General features: G+C 50.6%; 13 protein-coding genes. 10 read left to right on the top strand and 3 right to left on the bottom strand.

Annotated features, from left to right (window positions below):
• Positions 1 to 44: 44 nt before the first annotated feature.
• Positions 45 to 2,048 (top strand): alpha amylase C-terminal domain-containing protein, encoded by a 2,004-nt coding sequence (locus tag ACFSW8_RS15860; RefSeq protein WP_377090758.1) that lies wholly within the window; start codon positions 45 to 47, stop codon positions 2,046 to 2,048.
• 224 nt (positions 2,049 to 2,272) lie between these two features.
• Here ACFSW8_RS15860 and ACFSW8_RS15855 read toward each other — a convergent pair whose 3' ends face one another.
• The gene (locus ACFSW8_RS15855; protein WP_377090760.1) at positions 2,273 to 4,060 is read right to left on the bottom strand and encodes a chloride channel protein; all 1,788 of its coding nucleotides are present in this window, start codon (positions 4,058 to 4,060) and stop codon (positions 2,273 to 2,275) included.
• 103 nt (positions 4,061 to 4,163) lie between these two features.
• Between ACFSW8_RS15855 and ACFSW8_RS15850 the strand changes: the two genes are divergently transcribed.
• A complete protein-coding gene (locus ACFSW8_RS15850; RefSeq protein WP_377090761.1) occupies positions 4,164 to 4,694 on the top strand; it encodes a hypothetical protein in 531 nt (176 codons plus the stop codon).
• Between the two features lie 12 nt (positions 4,695 to 4,706).
• The gene (locus ACFSW8_RS15845; RefSeq protein WP_377090762.1) at positions 4,707 to 5,222 is read left to right on the top strand and encodes a YbjN domain-containing protein; all 516 of its coding nucleotides are present in this window, start codon (positions 4,707 to 4,709) and stop codon (positions 5,220 to 5,222) included.
• 1,173 nt (positions 5,223 to 6,395) lie between these two features.
• Here the strand turns inward: ACFSW8_RS15845 and ACFSW8_RS15840 are convergent.
• A complete protein-coding gene (locus ACFSW8_RS15840) occupies positions 6,396 to 9,167 on the bottom strand; it encodes a bifunctional aconitate hydratase 2/2-methylisocitrate dehydratase (protein WP_377091577.1) in 2,772 nt (923 codons plus the stop codon).
• A 156-nt stretch (positions 9,168 to 9,323) separates the two neighbouring features.
• Between ACFSW8_RS15840 and acnA the strand changes: the two genes are divergently transcribed.
• The gene (gene acnA / locus ACFSW8_RS15835; protein WP_377090766.1) at positions 9,324 to 12,140 is read left to right on the top strand and encodes an aconitate hydratase AcnA; all 2,817 of its coding nucleotides are present in this window, start codon (positions 9,324 to 9,326) and stop codon (positions 12,138 to 12,140) included.
• Positions 12,141 to 12,577: 437 nt separating this feature from the next.
• Here the strand turns inward: acnA and ACFSW8_RS15830 are convergent, their stop codons facing one another.
• Positions 12,578 to 13,057 (bottom strand): hypothetical protein, encoded by a 480-nt coding sequence (locus tag ACFSW8_RS15830; protein WP_377178742.1) that lies wholly within the window; start codon positions 13,055 to 13,057, stop codon positions 12,578 to 12,580.
• Between the two features lie 102 nt (positions 13,058 to 13,159).
• On the opposite strand from ACFSW8_RS15830, the gene ACFSW8_RS15825 reads away from it, so the two are divergent.
• The 6 genes from ACFSW8_RS15825 (at position 13,160) to ACFSW8_RS15800 (ending at position 20,743) form a co-directional block, all read left to right on the top strand.
• Positions 13,160 to 13,396, top strand: coding sequence for a helix-turn-helix domain-containing protein (locus tag ACFSW8_RS15825; RefSeq protein WP_377090771.1), 237 nt, complete (start codon positions 13,160 to 13,162; stop codon positions 13,394 to 13,396).
• Positions 13,389 to 15,353, top strand: a complete 1,965-nt coding sequence (locus ACFSW8_RS15820) for a DUF2075 domain-containing protein (protein WP_377178740.1) — start codon at positions 13,389 to 13,391, stop codon at positions 15,351 to 15,353. The genes ACFSW8_RS15825 and ACFSW8_RS15820 overlap by 8 nt, the downstream gene beginning before the upstream one ends.
• Positions 15,354 to 15,362: 9 nt before the next feature.
• Positions 15,363 to 16,031: a nuclease-related domain-containing protein gene (locus ACFSW8_RS15815; protein ID WP_377090773.1), complete on the top strand. Its 669-nt coding sequence runs from the start codon at positions 15,363 to 15,365 to the stop codon at positions 16,029 to 16,031.
• A gap of 940 nt (positions 16,032 to 16,971) precedes the next feature.
• Positions 16,972 to 18,045, top strand: coding sequence for a dual-specificity RNA methyltransferase RlmN (rlmN, locus tag ACFSW8_RS15810; RefSeq protein ID WP_377090777.1), 1,074 nt, complete (start codon positions 16,972 to 16,974; stop codon positions 18,043 to 18,045).
• 310 nt (positions 18,046 to 18,355) lie between these two features.
• The gene (locus ACFSW8_RS15805) at positions 18,356 to 19,099 is read left to right on the top strand and encodes an NYN domain-containing protein (protein ID WP_377090779.1); all 744 of its coding nucleotides are present in this window, start codon (positions 18,356 to 18,358) and stop codon (positions 19,097 to 19,099) included.
• A gap of 81 nt (positions 19,100 to 19,180) precedes the next feature.
• Complete coding sequence (locus tag ACFSW8_RS15800) at positions 19,181 to 20,743, top strand: hypothetical protein (protein ID WP_377090780.1); 1,563 nt, start codon at positions 19,181 to 19,183, stop codon at positions 20,741 to 20,743.
• The last annotated feature ends 61 nt before the right edge of the window (positions 20,744 to 20,804 follow it).

The following is a 20,804-nucleotide window of genomic DNA, read 5'->3' as shown; positions in this document are numbered from 1 at the left end:
AAGAAAAGCATCGCACTTGGCACGCATGTTGTTAGTTTCCATGCGTGAGCACCAAAGAAATCCCAACACTCGTTCAAAACGATATCTGGCTAAAAGACCAAACCGAGGCCGTCCAACAACGTATAGAAAGATTCGAAAAGAAACGCTCAGAAATAGAATCACTCCACGGCTCACTCTACCAATACGCCAATACGCATCTCACCCACGGAATCCACTACCACCAGACTTCAGATACCTGGACCCTCAAAGAATGGGCTCCCAATGCTCAATCACTCGCACTTGTAGGCGACTTCAATAACTGGGATGGAAACTCTCATCTACTCACTCAAGATGCAGATGGTTGCTGGAACCTCGAGATCCCAGGAGATACCCTAAAACACCAAGATAAAGTGAAACTACGTGTTGTCGGTGCCGACAACTCAGTTCGTGATCGCATCCCCGCCACTATCTCTCGTGCCATTCAAGACCCCGACACCCACGACTTCGCAGGACAAATCTGGTTACCTGATACCCCCTATCAATGGCAACACTCATTCGATCCACAATCAATCAATGCTCCCCTTATTTATGAGGCTCACACCGGCATGGCTGGTGAAGAACCACGCCTTCATAGCTACCGAGAATTTGCAGATAATACCATCCCCCGCATTGTCGAACTCGGCTACAACACCATCCAGCTCATGGCCGTCCAAGAGCACCCGTACTATGGTTCATTCGGCTATCACGTCTCTAACTTTTTTGCCACATGCTCACGCTTTGGCACTCCTGAAGACCTAAAGTACCTCGTCGATACTGCTCACAATCATGGCATTGCCATCATCATGGACATCGTGCATTCCCACGCTGTCAAAAACCTCGCTGAAGGTCTCAACGAATTCGACGGCACCGACCACCAATACTTCCACGGTGGAGGGAAAGGAAACCACCCACAATGGGACTCAAAATGCTTTAACTACGGAAAAAATGAAGTCGTACAATTCCTCCTCTCGAATGTACGCTATTGGTTAGAAGAATTCCATTTTGACGGATTCCGCTTCGACGGTGTCACTTCCATGCTCTACGACCACCATGGAAATATCGCTTTCGACCACTACGATAAGTACTTCCAAGAAGGTGTAGATCATGACTGCGTCCTCTACCTCCAACTTGCCACAACACTCGCTGAGTCTATCAGACCCGGTGTCCTCAATGTCGCCGAAGACATGTCTGGAATGCCCGGTCTCTGCCGACCCACAATCGAAGGTGGAGTAGGCTTCACCCACCGCCTCGCCATGGGCCTCCCAGATTACTGGATCAAGTTGCTCAAACATAAGAGCGATGACGATTGGAATATGAACGAAGTCTGGAGCACTCTCAGCAACCGACGACACATGGAAGCAAATATCGCCTACGCAGAGTCGCACGACCAAGCGCTCGTCGGTGATAAAACACTCGCATTTTGGCTGATGGATCAAGAAATGTACTGGCACATGTCAGTCGATGATGACCACCCAGTCATCGATCGTGGCATCGCATTGCATAAATTGATCCGCTTCCTCACCTCCCATGTTGGCGGAGAAGGGTACCTCACATTCATGGGTAATGAATTTGGCCACCCAGAGTGGCTAGATTTCCCGCGTGAAGGTAACAATTGGTCCTACCACTACTGCCGTAGGCAATGGTCACTAGTCGATAACCCTGAACTCAAATACCAATTCCTCAACCAATTTGACGCCGCTCTTATCCACACCCTTAGACAAGATAACCTCTTAGCCTCACCTCCAGCCCAGCAGCTCTGCTGCAATGATGGCGACCACATTATCGCTTTCGAACGTGCGAACCGTATCGGAGTCGTCAATCTCCACCCAACTCAGTCATACACGAACTACCATATCCACGTGCCACAGCCAGGAACCTACAAAATCGTCCTCAATTCCGATGATGCCAAATTTGGCGGGCACCAACGAGTCGACACCTCCATCTCAATCCAAACTACCGATACGGAACACGGCCCAGTCCTCTCACTCTACCTCCCCTGCCGCACAGCACTTTTGTTTGAGAAAGTCTAACCAAGATTTTTGAACTTATAAATGCGCTAGAAGCCAGACCTCTAGCGCCCCCACTCATACCCACCATATTCGCTACTCTACCATCACGCGATAGAATATGCGCTCAGAGCTATTGCGAGTCGCTTCCTGACCTGTCTGCTCCAGCACAGCATTGACGCCACCCACAGAGCCCAACACACAGCTCCCTAGCCTCACAAAGCTTTCCTCCAACTTTATGTATCTATCTACAACTCGCTCGCATTCTGTTGCCTCGCAATGTCATTGAGAGTGATCAACCCTAACAACCTCTGAGAGTTCGTCGCTGAGACTACAGGAACTTGTTGATAGTTATGAGCAATCATTTTGTTGGCAGCGTCACGAATGGAGGTATCCGGCTGCACCGACAGCAAGTCTTGATCAATAATCACCTGATCAATAGTCAATTCAGGCTTTGCCTCTTCCAGTTCATGCCTCGTGACAATTCCTAACAGGTCTCCATGAGCATCCATAATCGGATAGGCATGGTAAACCATCCCACGAGTTCCCAATGACTTGATCCCCTCTTCGACACTCTGCCCCGACTGCAAAGCCGTAACTTCATGGGTCATGATTGCCGACACTGGTAAATTCCGATAATCCTGAGAACCACGGTAGGCTGAAAACTTCTTCAAATTTACACCATCTTGAAGCAACAAAGAATCGTAGAGAGCTACTGGACGCAGCCGCTTAGCAATCGACCAAGCCAACATGTTCCCTGCCATCAGTGGGAGAATCAACGAGTAATTGCCTGTCATCTCAAAGATAATAATCAATGAAGTGAAGGGACAACGAATGACCGCTGAAAACATGGCTCCCATGCCCAATAAAACACATCCACCCACCACCTGGTGAGCACCGGGCCAATGCGGGAAATGCATGTATCCTTCTACTCCCGTCAACACCATCCCAACTAAACCACCTAACATGCCCCCTAAAAATAAGGTGGGCGAAAATAAACCACCTGACCCACCCGAAGCATAGTTTACCACTACCGCAATAAATTTGCAGAGCAATAACACCACCAAGGTCTGCCAAACCAGACTGTCTTCAAATGCTCGCTCAAGGCTGTCATAGCCAATGCTGAATACCGAGTTCTGCGCCTCTCCAAATACCCCGGTCACCTGATAGGCTAAAATTCCTAGCAACCCACAACATAAGCCACCAAGCGCTGGCGCCAACCAACTACAAGCAGACAATCGAGACTTAAATTGTGCCCGTAAATTGAGAACTGAGCTCACAAAAAAGTGTCCTAACAAACCAGCAATCAAACCCATTGGCACCCCGACAATCATCCATGGTGAGGTGATGAACTCCTTGCTGATCACAGCACTCGCCAGAATCGGGTCTTCACCTAACAAACTACGCGACACAGCAGCCGCTATCACCACTGCCACCACAATGCCACCCAGTGCCTTCATCGAAAAATTGTCGAGCAATTCCTCGAACACAAAGGTAATCGCAGAAAGTGGCGCATTGAAAGCTGCAGCGATTCCTGCAGCCATCCCTACCGGCAAGGCAGACTGCACCCTATTTTGATCTTTAAAAATCCACCTACCAAGCCGAGATGAGATGGCTGAGGACAAGTGAACCGTTGGCCCCTCACGCCCAAGGCTATTGCCCAATCCACAATACAATGACCCCAAAACAAACCTCCAAAACCCTGCAGCACTCTGAATCTTACCACCGTGGTTGTAATAAGCTGCTTTTGTCTGAGGAATCCCAGACCCCGCGGCGTCAGGTGCAAAATACTGCACACAGACCCCAATCACCAATCCCCCCAATGTCGGAGCCGCTAACAAAATTCCATAGAATTGCCACCCACCTAAACTCTCAGCCAAATCCCATACAAAATGGAATAAATGGTGAATGCTCAGGTGAAACAAGACGGCTGCAATCCCACAACTCAGACCAATCAGAATGCACAGCAAGAGAAAGCGTTGGCTATCATCCAGCCTCCCTTTCAACCATTCTGCGATAACTCCCTTACTTGGCATGAATTCAGACAGCTGCAGATACCACGTTTCCCTAAATAGCCAAGCCCGATCCCAGTTTTTCCGTTGATCATTCACTTAGAAACCACCACAACCAGTGCAGCACATGCCTGAGCAAAACACTGCCCACTCCCCCAACTTCCTCAAGAAACTCTTTGGCTCTGCACCACAGAATGTGGCCGAGTCCCATAAAGAGCTGCGCTTCACCCGTGCGCGTCAAGCTGCCCAATTCTTCCTCCTTTCGGCTTTCTTCCTCATTCTTGCCATAGGCTCAGCAGTCGCTCTCTTCGCCAGCTGGGGGCCTGATGACCCAGACTATTATCGCACACTCCCATACTGTCTCATCCCCATACTTCCGGCATTGCTTCTGCTACGTCTCGCTCACCATTGCATCCGTCACGCCTACCTCATCCTTACCCCCATGGGCGTAGAGGTATTTCCATTCTTTAAACCCCAACAAAACCTCCAAGTCTTCTTCTGGGCTGAAATCCACGAGGCGACGATCACCCCCAACACACTGACCCTCCACACCGATGCCGAACACACCAGCGGAGCTGTCATCACCCTCAAACCACTCACTCCTCAACAAATCTCCTTGCTTCAGCACGCAATTGAAGCCAGAACCACCAACAACTAAACGATCCATCTCATGCGACCACCATCCATCCAGCTCACCTCAGTAGCCGATGCCTTCAACGAACAAGGTTGGCAACACGAAATCATCGAAGGCCGTGAGGTGCTCACCACCGCTTTTGAAGCCCACCACACCCGTGTGCAGCTATTCGCTCAGGTCTTCACCCAACTCAATTCACTCACTATCGTCGGCGAAACCGCCATGCCCATCGACGAGCTGCGCCAACCCCTCCTCCTAGAATTACTCCACCGCGCCAATAAACAGATGAACCTCGGTGGCCTCGAGTATGACCTCGACCGCCAACGCCTCGTCTTCCGCATCACCAACATCTTCGAACGCGAAAAATTCGACAAAGATATCGTCTCGACCATGGTCCACTGCACCATCGCCGAAGTCGATCGTATCGTCCCATTCTGCAGCATCATTCAACAAACCGCTGAAGACCTTCTCGACGACCTCAACATCGAGCGCCTCCTCCTGCGCCAAGACCTCCTCCCCCCAGTCCCCGGCGACGAAGAAGCCAATATCTAAGCTCTGCCCCCCATACCGAAATTTCACTCAAGCCAACTAATTTAATTAGTTGGCTTCTTTTTTTGCCCCCCTAAACCCTCGCATCACCTCGAATCTAGCAGAGACAGAAATCCAAACGAATCAGTTGGCTCCCCCGCACTCCATAGCGCAAGCCTCTTGAACATCATCGGCTTCCCAGCTCCATCGTTCCGGCATTCAACACTCAACACTCAACACTCAACACTCAACACTCAACACTCAACACTCAACACTCAACACTCAACACTCAACACTCAACACTCAACACTCAACACTCAACACTCAACACTCAACACTCAACACTTAACATTAAACACTCCGCCAGAAGCGCCCCTTCCGTGATTTCTGTGTTTTCCGTAATTCCAAAGTTCCATCGTGCTGCCCCCCCTTGCCACATATCCAATGACAGAGCCGAAGGCTCTATATCTCATCTAGCAAGCATGCGTACGATCCATGCCATGCGTGGTAAAAATCGTTTCAACAAGCCAGCATTCCATCGTGCTACCCCCCTTGCCACATATCCAATGACAGAGCCGAAGGCTCTATGCTTCATCTAGCAAGCATTCGTGTAATGAGTGTTATTCGTGGTAAAAATCGCTTCATCAAGCCAGCGCTCTATCGTTCCGGCATTCAACACTCAACACCTAACATTAAACACTCCGCAAGAAGCGCCCCTTCCGTGATTTCTGTGTTTTCCGTGGTTCCAAAGTTCCATCGTGCTGCCCCCCCTTGCCACATATCCAATGACAGAGCCGAAGGCTCTATATCTCATCTAGCAAGCATTCGTGCGATCCGTACAATTCGTGGTAAAATCGCTTCATCAAGCCAGCGCTCCATCGTTCCGGCATTCAACACTTAACACTCCGCCAGAATCGCCCCTTCCGTCATTTCTGTGTTTTCCGTGGTTCCAAAGTTTCATCATGCTGGACCCCTTGCCCAATAACCAATGGCAGAGCCGAAGGCTCTATGCTTCATCTAGCAAGCATTCGTGTAATGAGTGTTATTCGTGGTAAAAATCGCTTCATCAAGCCAGCCCTCCATCAAGCCGGCCCCTTGACCACTGACTCTTGACCAATGACCAAGCCGCAGGCTTAAAAAAAAGCGCGACCCGTCACCGAGTCGCGCTTTCTAAATGATGCTTGTTCGAACAACCGCTTAGGCAGTCATTTCGTCTGCTGCAGGAGCAAAGCTTGTGAGGTCGATGCCCTTCACCGCTGCCTTGTATTCCTCAATCGTTGGGATACGTCCGAGAATCGCAGCGAGCACTACGAGTGGAGTAGAACCGAGGAGGGACTCACCCTTCTTACGGTCGGAGTCAGCTACCACGCGACCCTGGAAGAGACGTGTGGATGTCGCGAGAACGGTGTCACCCTTCTCAGCTTTCTCTTGGTTACCCATACAGAGGTTACAACCTGGACGCTCAAGGTAGAGGATGTTCTCATACTCAGTACGTGCAGTCGTCTTAGGAGCATTGTCGTCGAACTCGAAGCCGGAGTACTTCTGGAGGATATCCCAGTCGCCTTCTTCCTTAAGTTCATCGATGATGTTGTAAGTTGGTGCAGTCACCACGAGTGGAGCCTGGAACTTCACGTCACCTTGTTGCTCTTCGAGATTCTTGAGCATCTTAGCAACGATCTTGATGTCGCCTTTGTGCACCATGCAGGAACCTACGAAACCGAGGTCAACTGCCTTCTCACCACCATAGAAATCGAGGTCGCGGATCGTGTCGTGCGTGTAACGCTTGGATACGTCTTCGTTGTTCACGTCAGGGTCAGCAATCATTGGCTGAACGATCTTGTCGAGGTCGACAACGAGCTCAGCATAGTAGTTTGCATTGGCATCTGGAGCAAGTGGTGGCTTCTCACCGGAGCGGATCTGCGCAATGCGCTTATCAGCTTTGTCGATGAGGCCCTTGAGAACCTGCTTCTCGTTGTCCATACCCTTGTCGATCATGATCTGGATACGGCTCTTCGCAATCTCGAGAGACTCGATGAGAGTTTCTGGCTGAGAAATACAGATACCAGCTTTCGCCTTCATCTCTGCAGTCCAGTCAGTGAATGTGAATGCCTGGTCAGCAAGAAGAGTCCCGATGTGTACCTCGATGATACGACCTTGGAAAACGTTGTCGCCCTTGAACTTTTCGAGCATCTGAAGCTGAGTGGCGTGCACCACATCACGGAAATCCATGTGGTCTTGCATGCTGCCCTTGAAGGTGACCTTCACAGACTCTGGGATCGGCATGGTTGCCTCACCAGTCGCAAGCGCGAGAGCTACAGTACCGGAGTCAGCACCAAATGCCACACCCTTAGACATACGTGTGTGGGAGTCACCACCGATGATGATATCCCAGTCATCCACAGTGAGGTCGTTGAGAACCTTGTGAATCACGTCTGTCATTGCGTGGTACTTGTCTTCTGGGTCACGTGCAGTGATCAATCCAAACTTCTGCATGAAGCTCATCAAGCGTGGAATGTTTGCCTGTGCCTTCTTGTCCCATACGGAAGCAGTGTGACAGCCAGACTGGTACGCTGCATCAACGATTGGAGAAATGACAGTAGCAGCCATCGCCTCAAGCTCCTGAGAAGTCATGAGACCAGTCGTGTCCTGAGAACCAACCACGTTTACCTCGACGCGTACGTCGGAACCAGCGTGGAGTGCTTCCTTGCTAGTCACGCCCACTGCGTTGCGGTTGAAGATCTTCTCAACAGCTGTGAGGCCTTGATCTGGGTTAGAAATTTCCTTAGCTGGCGCGAACACCTGCGGAGCCTCGATACCGAGAGTCTGAGCTGCAAATGTCTGAAGCTTCTTACCGAACACGATCGCGTAAGAGCCACCAGCCTTCATGAATTCCACCTTCTGAGGAGTGAAGGATGCCGCAACGTCGACCAACTCCTGGTCGCCATTGTAGAGCTTCTTGGTCTGAGTGTTGATCACAAGCTCAGTGCCAGTCGCTACGGAGTAGGCCTCTTCGAGAACTGGCTCACCCTCAGCGTCAGTCACCACGTTGCCGTCTGCGTCAGTCTTCTTCACCCAGTTCTTGAGATCGATACCGATACCGCCAGTCACGCCAACAGTCGTGAGGAAAATAGGAGAAATGCCATTCGTACCAGCAACCACTGGTGCGATGTTCACGAATGGTACATACGGGCTTGCCTGATGACCTGCCCAGAGTGCCACGTTGTTGATACCTGACATACGGGATGAACCCACACCCATGGTGCCCTTTTCAGAAATAAGCATCACGCGCTTGTCAGGATGCTCAGCCTGAAGTGCTGAAATCTCATCCTGTGCCTGCGGAGAAATGAAACACTTGCCGTGAAGCTCACGGTCAGAGCGGGAGTGCGCCTCACCACCTGGGGAAAGAAGGTCAGTTGAGATGTCACCTTCACCAGCGATGTAAGTAATCACCTTAATTTCCTCAGGAACCTCTGGGAGCTTGGTGAAGAACTCAGCCTGAGCGTAACTCTCAAGGATGTCCTTAGCCACTGCGTTGCCAGCCTTGTACGCCTCTTCGAGACGCTCTGTGTCAGCCTCGTAAAGGAAGACCTGGGTCTTCAACACCTCAGCTGCCTGAGTCGCGATCGCTTGGTCACCACCAAGTGCTAGGTCCAAAAGAACCTCCACAGATGGTCCACCCTTCATGTGTGAAAGAAGCTCAAATGCGAAATCCACGCTGATTTCTTCTACAGCGGTCTCACCCAGAATGATTTCTTTCAAAAATGCTGCCTTCACGCCAGCAGCACTCGTGGTGCCCGGAAGCGTGTTGTAAATCAAAAAGTTAAGGGACTCTTTGCGGTGTGCATTCTCAAGGTCTTTGATCTGGTCGATGATTTCGCTCAATAACTCACCACCATCGATAGGTTTAGGATGCAATCCTTGACCCTTACGATCCTCGATTTCTTTTAAATAGTCTAAATACAAGCTCATTATTTCGCGGCGAGTGTCCACTTCATCCCTAATAATTCAAGCAATTTTTGCGCCCCCGCTCTCGCCCACCTCCCAGCAAGCAAATGATTGATTTCTCACACCGTTTCGTTAGACTAGATAACTTCCCCTTTTTGATTTCAGAAACCCTCAAACACCATGGCTATCAACACCCTACGCACATTCACTACGGGCTCAGGCACTGAAGCGTCATTCTATTCCCTCCCAGCACTCGCCGATCAAGGCTTCAATAAGATCTCTCGCCTCCCCGTCTCTATCCGCATCGTCCTCGAATCCCTCATGCGCAATTGCGATGGAAAAAAAGTCACCGAAGAGGATGTGCATAACCTCGCTCACTGGAACGCCCAGTCTCCAGGGAAATACGAAGTCCCCTTCACTGTCGGCCGGGTTGTCCTCCAAGATTTCACAGGCGTCCCACTCGTCGTCGACCTTGCCGCCATGCGCAATGCTGCCGCCGAAGCTGGGGCAGATGCCTCAGTCGTCGAGCCTCTCGTCCCAGTCGACCTCGTCATCGACCATTCGGTCCAAGTGGATTTTGCCGGCTCACAAGCGGCCCTCAATCGCAACCTTGAAATCGAATTCATCCGTAACAAAGAACGCTACCAATTTCTTAAATGGGGCCAACAAGCCTTCTCGACCTTCAGCGTCGTCCCACCAGGTATCGGTATCGTCCACCAGGTCAATCTCGAGTACCTCGCTAAAGGCGTGCTCGAAAAGGATGCTGTCTACTTCCCTGACTCCCTCGTCGGGACCGACTCCCACACCACCATGATCAACGGCCTAGGCGTCGTCGGTTGGGGCGTTGGCGGCATCGAAGCTGAGGCTGGCATGCTCGGCCAGCCAGTCACCTTCCTCGTTCCTGAAGTCGTCGGTGTCTATCTCCATGGTTCACTGGCCGAGGGCGTCACTGCCACCGATCTCACCTTGCAGATCACCCAGATGCTGCGCTCCCACGGGGTGGTCGGCAAATTTGTCGAATTCTACGGCCCTGGAGCCAAGTCACTGAGCCTCCCTGACCGAGCCACCGTCGCGAACATGGCACCCGAGTACGGCGCCACCATGGGCTTTTTCCCCATTGACGATGAAACCATCGCCTACCTTCGCGGTACCGGCCGCTCAAACGAAGACTGCACCACCGTCGAAAATTACTACAAGGCCCAGGGGCTCTTCGGCATTCCTGAAAAAGGAGATGTAGACTTCACTGTAACACTTGAGCTCGACATGGCCACCGTCGTCCCCGCCGTCTCCGGGCCTAAACGCCCACAGGACCGCATCGATGTCACAGAGCTTGGTCTCCGATTTAATGAACTCTTCGAGGCTCCCGTCGCGGAGGGAGGTTTCGGCAGAGACCGCAACACTCGTGATCAACGAGTCACCCTCAACATGGCCGCCAGCGCTGGTTTTTCACCCACAGGTGCTGCACTGCTCCGCGAAAGTGGCAGCCAACTCGCTACCGAAGAAAAGGCCACCCAGACCGAACTTGGCCACGGCAGCATCCTCATTGCCGCCATCACCTCCTGCACGAACACCTCGAACCCAAGCGTCATGCTCGCTGCGGGACTCGTGGCAAAAAAAGCCAATGCGCTAGGTCTCAGCATCGCCCCCTACGTCAAAACCTCACTCGGCCCAGGCTCGCGCGTCGTCACCGACTACCTCAATGCCACCTCTCTCCAGTCAGAGCTCGACCAACTCGGCTTCCAGACGGTCGGATACGGCTGTACCACCTGTATCGGCAACTCAGGCCCGCTTGCTCCAGAAATTGAAACTGCCATCTCGGAGGGTGAGCTCGTCTGCGCCTCCGTGCTCTCAGGCAACCGCAACTTTGAAGCACGCGTCCATGGCTCCATCCGCGCCAACTTCCTCATGTCCCCGCCACTCGTGGTGGCCTACGCCATTGCTGGACGCGTCGATCTCGACCTCGCAAACGACCCCGTCGCCGTCGATAAAAGGGGCAATGCCGTCTTTCTCAAAGACATTTGGCCTACCCCCGAAGAACTCAAAACCGTCATCGACTCCGCTCTCATTCCCGAAGTCTTCAATGCCCTCTACGACGACCTCGACAATGCGAACCCGAATTGGGTCAATATCACATCAGCCACTGGACCCACCTTCACCTGGGACGACCACTCAACCTACATCCAAAACCCACCCTTCTTCGACGGCTTCTCTCGCACGCCCGCAACCACTGCCGAGGACATCATCGATGCCCGCCCGCTTGGCATCTTCGCCGACTCCGTCACCACCGACCACATCTCCCCAGCCGGAGCCATCGTCACCACCTCTCCTGCTGGCCAATACCTCCTCGCCAATGGCGTGGAAAAAGCAAAGTTCAACTCCTTCGGCTCCCGCCGAGGCAATGACCGTGTCATGACCCGCGGCACCTTTGCCAATGTCCGCATCAAAAACCTCATGTGCGCCGGAACAGAAGGTGGATACACCCAGTACTTCGGCCCATCCAAAGTCCCCGCTCCAGACAAAGAAATCGCTCCCATCGCCGATGGCAAACCCGCCTTCATCTTCGATGCCGCACAAGCATACAAAGCAGATGGCACCAAGCTTATCGTCATCGGCGGAGAAGACTACGGCATGGGCTCATCACGCGACTGGGCCGCCAAAGGGACCCGTCTGCTCGGCGTCTCCGCTGTCATCACGAAATCCTTCGAGCGCATCCATCGATCCAACCTCATCGGCATGGGGGTCCTCCCACTCAATTTTAAAGACAAAGCCGACTACGACAAAGTAGAGGGCCTCGCCAATGCCACCTTCAGCATCACCGGCCTCGCAGGCCCACTCACCCCCATGCAAGATGCCACCCTCACCGTCACCCCAGCCAATTCCCCCCCCTTCCACATCCCGCTTGTCGTTCGCATCGACACCCCAGCCGAAGTCGACTACTACCTCAGCGGCGGCATCCTCCCCTATGTCCTCAACCAAATCCTCGACGCCTCCCTCTAACCCTCACTCCCCAGCTTCATCAAGCAGAACCTCAGCCGTACTTATCTCAACACACTCCCCCCATTAGTGTAATTCGCGAGATTCGTGGTAAAAACAGCTCCATCATGCTGGCCAACTTTCGAATATTCCTCGTCTTTCGCAATCCCACCAATTTCAGAGCACTGGCATTCAACACTCAACACTCAACACTCAACACTCAACACTCAACATTCCGCCGCAGGCGCCCCCTTCTGTCCATTCTGTGTTTTCCGTGGTTGCCCCAACCCCTCTACCCAAGCAGTTCCATTATGCCGGCCCCATGACTATTAACTAATGGACCCATGACAGAGCCGCAGACTCCCTCATCGGCTACGCCGGCGGCATACAAAACAAATCCTCCTCCTCCACGAAGAGCAGCAGTGAAGCCTCGGTTTGCAAAAAAGTTGAGGCTTTGAACATCAGCGAGTCCAATATCTCAAATATAATTCCAACTCCTTGCGGCACTCAAAACGTAATTCAGAGTCTTTACCCTTAACGAAGCTATCAACGAACCCCTCCAGATTGTCATACAGAAAGAACACTCCGTGACGACTTTCATAGAGATAAACAACGCTATCTAGACCATATTTATCTCTAATGCGAAACAACTCAACACTTTGCTCAGGCCGATAGATTGCAGTCGAATCTATGAACTCTAGACTCTTTCGCCCATGCACATGTTGAAGCTCCATCAGTCTACTCTTCAGTCGTCTATAAATCTCCAATTGATATTCAGCATCTAACTCTGATTCACATTCAATTAGCTCAAGAAGTGACACGTCTTCTTCCCCTACACGATTCAGAGCTCTACTCCATTCTTCCACTCGTTCGCTCAGGAGTTCATTCAACAATTCAAGCTCCTCTAATTGCAATTCTAGCTGCACAGCTTTTTTAGACATCCTGCAAGTCTATCCTCTCTCCCAAATACGTCCACGGACTATAAGCCTCATTTGTTCTATTTTGGAACAAATGAAGCTGACATTTATGTTCTAAATTAGAACATGAATAGTGCGTCGAAAAACCTTTGCGGTTCCAACATCGCAAGGTTGAGGGGTCAGCAAACTCCCGAACTAACTCAAGAAGCCTTAGCCGCGAAAGTTCAACGCCAAGGCGTAGAACTCGACCGTGTTGCTATTGCCAAAATTGAAACTCAAAAACGACGCGTCTCAGACTTCGAAGTCGTTGCCATTGCCAAAGCTTTGAAGGTTTCCCCTCTAACTCTATTAGGCTGTGAATAGGTTCTATTACTCTGCCTCTGTTAAGGAATTCCTATCAAATTCTGAGGAGACCATTTTAGGAGAGTTATCTTCGTCAAATACTTTCGAACTAACACTGGAGCAAAAAGCTGCATGGCAACATCAGATTGCAGATCTTCATACATGTTTAGCCACCGTAACACAGGGTCATATCCTTTTTGAATATACAATTCCCAGAATGGGTAAACGCTGCGATTGTGTCCTCATTATCAACAGCCACATCATCATCTTAGAGTTTAAATGTGGTTCTTCTAAGTATACCAATCAGGATAAGATTCAGACTATCGATTACGCCCTGGATCTGAAGAACTTCCATGGTGGCAGCCATGACGCGCGCCTTATTCCGGTGCTCGTTGCTACAGAAGCAAGTAACTCTGATGAAATGCTTCTCAACTATTCAGAAGACCATATTGCAGATTGCCTCTGTATCAATTCCGGTGGGATTAAAGAGCTTGTAGAAGCCGTATGTGCTGAGCCTAGCCCGCCTAATATTATCCACCCTTCAACCTGGATAAATGCGAATTACAAGCCTACACCTACTATCATAGAGGCTGCTAAAGTCCTCTACCGTGAGCATCAAGTTGATGATATTTCACGGAATGACGCTGAAGCTACAAACTTAGCGGCAACTGCCAGTTTCATTGATAAAGTCATCGCCGAGTCAAAAGAACATAAACAGAAAGCCATCTGTTTTGTAACCGGTGTCCCGGGAGCTGGTAAAACTCTCGCAGGTCTTAATTTAGCGACCTCACGACAGCAGCACCACGCGAATGAACATGCTGTATTTCTATCAGGAAACGGACCACTTGTAGAGGTGCTTCAAACAGCACTCGCTCAAGATAAAAAGACCAGAACAGGCGAACCCTTGTCGACAGCTCGGCGAGAAACATCTGCATTTATTCAAAATATTCACCATTTCAGAGATGACCATCTAACCACGCCTGACGCCCCTATTGAGAAAGTAGTTATCTTCGATGAAGCCCAACGAGCTTGGACAAAAGAGAAAGCTGCCAAATTTATGAAGGTAAAAAAAGGCGTTGAACACTTTGACAAATCAGAACCTAAGTTTTTGTTAGATGTAATGGATCGCCATGAGGATTGGTGTGTAGTAGTTGCCTTGATTGGAGGCGGTCAGGAAATCAATGATGGCGAGGCTGGCCTCCCCGAGTGGCTTAGAGCTGTTGCTGATCTCAAATCAGATTGGAAGACTCACTATTCGCCGGAGCTTGATACTCCCGAATACACTCATTCGAAGTCACTGAGAACACTTCTTCCTAAGAACTCTGAACCCAACAATCTATTACACCTATCTGTCTCGATGAGGTCATTCAGAGCCGAGAGCCTCTCACTATTCATCAATAGAGTTATTTCTAACGATCCTAAAAGTGCACAATCTCTCATAACTCAATTACAGGGCAAGTATCCGATTTACCTAACAAGGGATATCAAGGCGGCTAAGAAATGGGTAACACAGATGAAACGCGGTAGTGAACGTATCGGACTAGTCGCCTCAGCAGGAGCGAAACGTCTTGTGCCACATGGCGTTCAAATGAAGGTTTCTGTGGAACCTGAAAAATGGTTCCTAGGAGCCGACCACGACATACGTTCTAGCAATTTCCTGGAATTGGCCGCGAGTCAGTTTGATATCCAAGGCCTAGAAATTGACTGGGCTGTTGTCTGCTGGGATGGCGATCTGCGCCATGCCAGTAAAGAATGGGAGCATCAAAAGTTTAAAGGTAGTAATTGGCAGCGTGTGAACAAACCCGAAGAAAAACTCTATCTCAGAAACGCCTATCGCGTTTTACTAACACGAGCCCGCCAAGGAATGGTTATTTTCGTTCCTGAAGGCAGTGAGACAGATTTAACCAGGGACCCCAATTTCTATAATGGCACATACAAGTACCTTAAGTCATGTGGCCTCCGTGACCTCAATTTATAATTAATGATAATGTATCCGCCCACACTCTCTGCATTCGATATTTCCGAGATTATCATTACCGCCTTGAGCAAATACTGGTGGGCAATACTCGTCATCCTCCTTCTAAAGATTTGGCGCCTCCCGAGCCTCAAAGGCTGGTTCGGCGAGAAAGCCGTCGACCGAGCCCTCAAGCGCTTACCCACTGACAGCTACACAATCTACCACGACATCTACCTTCCCCGCCCTGATGGCAAGGGCACGACACAGATCGACCACCTCGCTGTCTCACGCTTCGGCATATTCGTGATTGAAACCAAAAACTACCAGGGCTGGATTTTTGGCAGCGAAAGACAGCGCAACTGGACGCAAAGCATCTACAAGAAGAAGTACAAATTCCAAAATCCGCTGCATCAAAACAAGCTCCACATCAACGCGCTCGCAGCCCTGCTCGAACTCAACACCAACAAGTTCCACAACCTGATCTACTTCGTGGGCGAGTGCACCCTCAAAACCGAGCTCCCGCCCAATGTCATGACGAGCGGCATTCTCAAATACATCCACAGCCAACACTCCCCCCTCCTCTCCGAACAAGAGCTCTCCCACTCACTCCGCACCCTCAACTCTCACATCCAGTCCTACGACAAACGCCAAGTAGCCAAACAACACAAGATGTCGCTCCGCTCCAATGTTGAGTGCTAAATGTTAAGTGTTGAATTCCACCGCTACTTAAACCAGTAGAGCCCTCCCCCCATTCATCAATCCAGCATTCGCGGAACTCGTTTAATCATGCTGGCCCCATGACCATTGACTACTGACCAATGACAGAGCCGCAGGCTCCCCATTCGTGAGATTAGTGCAATTTGTGGTAAAAATAGTTTCATCGTTATAGCCAACTTTCGAATTTTCCGCGTCTTCCGTGGTTCCCCGTTTCATCAGCCCAAGCTGCTTCATCATGCTGGATAACTTTCGATTTTTCCGCATCTTTCGCGGTTCCTCGTTTCATCTAGCCCAGAATTCAACACTCAACACTCAACACTCAACACTCAACACTCAACACTCAACACTCAACACTCAACACTCAACACTCAACACTCAACACTCAACACTCAACACTCAACACTCACCATTCAGCATTCAACATTCCGCCGCAGGCGCCCCCCTTCTGTGTTTTTCCGTGGTGCCCCCCACTCCCTCTACCCAAGCTGCTACAACATTCTGGCCTCTTGACCATTGGCTAATGACTCATGACGGAGCCGCAGGCCCCCCAGTTTCATCAAGCAGAACCTCAGCCGTACTTATCTCAACACACTCACCCCATTAGTGTAATTCGCGAGATTCGTGGTAAAAACCACTCCATCATGCTGGCCAACTTTCAAATATTCCTCGTCTTTCGAGGTTCCTCGTTTCATCTAGCCCAGAATTCAACACTCAACACTCAACACTCAACACTCAACATTCCGCCGCAGGCGCCCCCCCTTCTGTGTCTTTCCGTGGTTCCCCCACTCCCACTACCCACACTGCTACAACATTCTGGCCCCATGACCATTGACCCATGACGGAGCCGCAGGCTTCCCTCTTTCATCATGCTGGCCCTCTTGACCATTGACTCTTTACCCATGACTGTGCATGGAATGCATCCGTGAGCGCGAAACAAAATATTCTTGGGGTCACGCGAGACGACCTTACTGACTTCTTCACCCAGCACGGGGGCTCTGCCTTTCATGCCAAAGAAGTTATGGAAGCGGTCTATCGCAATGAGCAACGGGACTTCTCCAAGATCACCGCCATCACCGAGCGCTATCGCGCCCTCCTCGAAGAACATTTTACCATCGCCCTACCCAAAATCGTCAAAGTTCAAGGCTCAGAGGACACCACCCGCAAGTACCTCTTCCAGCTTGAAGACGGCCGCTATATCGAATCAGTCTTGATCCCAGCCACCCCACTCGAGGATGGCACACGCTCCGAGCGCATGACTGTCTGCGTCTCCTCACAGGTCGGCTGCGCCTACGGCTGTAAGTTCTGCGCCTCTGGCCTCGACGGCCTCACGCGTAACCTCACAAGCGCCGAAATCATCAGCCAACTCGTTGCCATCCGCGAACACTCAGGCAGGCACATCACCAATGTCGTCTTCATGGGAATGGGTGAACCTCTCGCAAATTTCAAGAACCTCAATCCAGCACTCGATATCATCACTGGCCACTGGGGACTCCACCTCGCTCCTCGCTCGGTCACTGTCTCCACCTCCGGGCTCGTACCAATGATCCGCAAGCTCGCCGAGCGTGAAAACCAAGTATCCCTCGCGATCTCTCTCCATGGCGCCACCAATGAAGTGCGCGACAAGATCATGCCAGTAAATGCCAAGTGGGACGTCGACGAGCTCTTCGATGCACTCCACTACTTCGCTAGCACGAATAACCAGCGCATCACCCTCGAGTACATTCTCATCAAGGGTATCAACGACGACCTCGAGCAAGCCAGAATCCTCGCCGAAAAAGCCAAAAAACTCGGTGGCTTCGTCAACCTCATCCCCTACAACACCGTCGAAGGACTCGAATGGGAACGCCCATCCGACGCACACTGCAAACTCTTCCGTGACACCGTCAAAGGCCTCGGCGTCATGACCACCATGCGCCTCGAAAAAGGCCATGACATCGATGCCGCCTGTGGCCAGCTTCGCCTCAAGGAAATGAAAAAGACGGCCGCTGAAGCCTAGACTTAATGCCCTGTGAGGTTAAATCCTTATTTGGACCACGAACAACACGAATTTCCACGAATGATAATGCAAAAAAACTATCTTTGCTTAAGACTGCTACCATGAGATACCAGTCGGCAATTTAGTCTGCTTCTGTGCTTCTATCACCATCCTAGATAAGGCATCATTTCAATAACCCAATGCGTGAATGAGTGAGATTCGTGGTAAACAACTTACTCGATTCACTTTCTAAGCCCATCTTCACAGCCACTCTGGCCGGCCCACAGTTTTGTGATAGACACCAAGTTTTCATTTGCTAATACATCTTAGTATGTCGGAAAGCTTAGAATATTCGCCTCGTCTCGCCGTGCTCATTGACGCAGACAACACACCTGCCAAATCGGTTCCTTTAATATTGGAGGAAATTGCTAAATTAGGAACAGCCAGTGTCCGCAGAGCTTATGGCGACTGGAGCTGTGATTCACTCAAAAACTGGAAAGATCTCTCACTTGATAACTCCATTCAGCCCATGCAGCAGTTTGCCTACACAAAAGGCAAAAATGCATCAGACATTGCCATGATTATTGATGCCCTAGACTTGATGTACACTGAACTTTATGATGGGTTTTGCTTAGTCTCGAGTGACTCCGATTTCACACCTCTGGCTACTCGCATCCGTCAACAATCGTTAACTGTGTACGGGATCGGTCAGAAAAAAACACCGAAACCATTTGTCGAAGCTTGTGATAAGTTCATCTATTCTGAGCTACTTGATAAAAATGATAACTCCGAAATTGAGGTCAAACCAATCACGGATGCAAAGCTCTTCCACTACTTCAAAACTGCCATCGACGCCACGAGCGATGACTCAGGTTGGTCTCCACTTGGGCCTGTCGGGCAGCACATCAATAATCTTGCACCAGATTTTGATTCTCGGAGCTGGGGACATTCCAAACTTTCTGACTTAGCCAAAGCCATTCCCAAAATTGAGACTAATCAAACAGCAAAACATTTTAGAGTACGTATCAAAGCCAGTATGAAAAAAACAGCGAAAAAGTCACCTAAGCAATCCTAGCCCCTCATAGACTTGCCCCCCTGAGCGGTCTGACCGAAGTCCTCTGACTAAAACCAGCGATGTGGATCGTATACCTGCTTTATGCCAAGTCTACTCACGCTGTGCCTTCTCGCCCTTATGGGCACGCAGCTCTATTGCCATGCAGACCAGGAAACTGCTGACTCGAAACTAGCGAACAAACGCTACGTCTACTACCGCGACTTCGGAGCCAAAGGCGATGGTAAAACCGACGACTTCCAGGCCATTGTCAAAGCACACGCATTCGCTAACAAACATCAACGCAAGGTCGTCGCAGGCAAAGGTCTGACTTTCTATCTCGGTGGTTCTGATACTTCTGCCATCATCCGTACTGACACCGACCTTCGTGGCGCCCACTTCATCATCGATGACACAGCCGTTGAAAACCGTCGCTCAAACATCTTCATCGTTCCCGCTACTAGCTCAGCCATAGTATTGAAAAACCTCAAATCACTCAAAAAAGGCCAAGCGAAAATCGCCCCACCCACCAATCAACCATGTCTCGTCGAAGTCACTAACGCCCACACCAAACATTACATCCGCTCCGGCGCCAACCAGAACTCAGGTGCCTCACAGACCGATGTCTTCCTCGTCGATCAATACGGAAAAGTCGACAAGCACACTCCCATTCTCTGGAACTTCGATTCAGTCACTCAGGCCAAAGCCTATCCCATCGATACCCAAACACTCACCATTCTAGGCGGCACATTCACCACCATAGCCAACCACGCCAAGTCCAAATACACCTACTATAGTCGCGGCATCTCGATCCAACGCTCCAATGTCGTCATCGATGGCATCAGCCATAGGATCAAGAATGAAGGCCATCAAGGCGCCCCCTACCACGGGTTTCTCAACATCACGCGCTGTGCCAAAGTGAAGGTCAAAAACGCCAAGTTCTCAGGCCATAAAACCTACCGCACTATCGGCTCAGCTGGACGTCCAGTCAGCATGGGGACCTACGACCTCCTCATCAGTAAATCAATCAATGTCTCCTTCTCCCATTGTAGCCAAATCAACGACATCCACGACCGTAGCCTCTGGGGAATCATGGCTTCTAACTATTGTAAGAACCTTCTCTACGACCACTGCACCCTCTCACGCTTTGATGCCCACAAAGGTGTGTTCAATGCCTACATCAAAAACTCCACCCTCGGCCATGCAGGTATCACTGTCATCGGTCATGGTACGCTACTGATAGAAAACACATCGATCATGAGCAGGCAGAGCTTTGTCAACTTCCGCAGTGACTACGGGAGCACCTGGGATGGTGAATGTGTCATCCGCCACTGCAAGTTTCAACCAATTGCCACCAAAAATGTCGCTATCTTTTCTGGCTCAAACTCTGGGCAACACGATTTCGGATACCCATGCTCCATGCCCAAACGCATCACCATCGAATCACTCCATATCCACGACCCAAAGTCCTCCAAAAATCCCCCTACCCTCTTCTCAAACTTCAACCCACACTATAAAAATCCAAACTACCGCGAGAAGTTTCCTTATGCCAAAACCAAACGCGTCACACTCAAGGACGTAACAACCACAAGCGGGAAAAAGCTCCGAGTCAGTAACAACCCATCCCTGTTTCGCAATGTCCAAGTCATCTGGGATCCCCCCCACTAGTGTGCTGTCAGCGAAGTCCTGTGCAAAATGATTCGATTTTTTCAAAGATCTGATCAGCCGA

The sequence above is a fragment of the Rubritalea tangerina genome (assembly GCF_042683245.1).
Classification (GTDB): domain Bacteria; phylum Verrucomicrobiota; class Verrucomicrobiia; order Verrucomicrobiales; family Akkermansiaceae; genus Rubritalea; species Rubritalea tangerina.
This window is presented reverse-complemented; position numbering and strand designations above follow the sequence as displayed.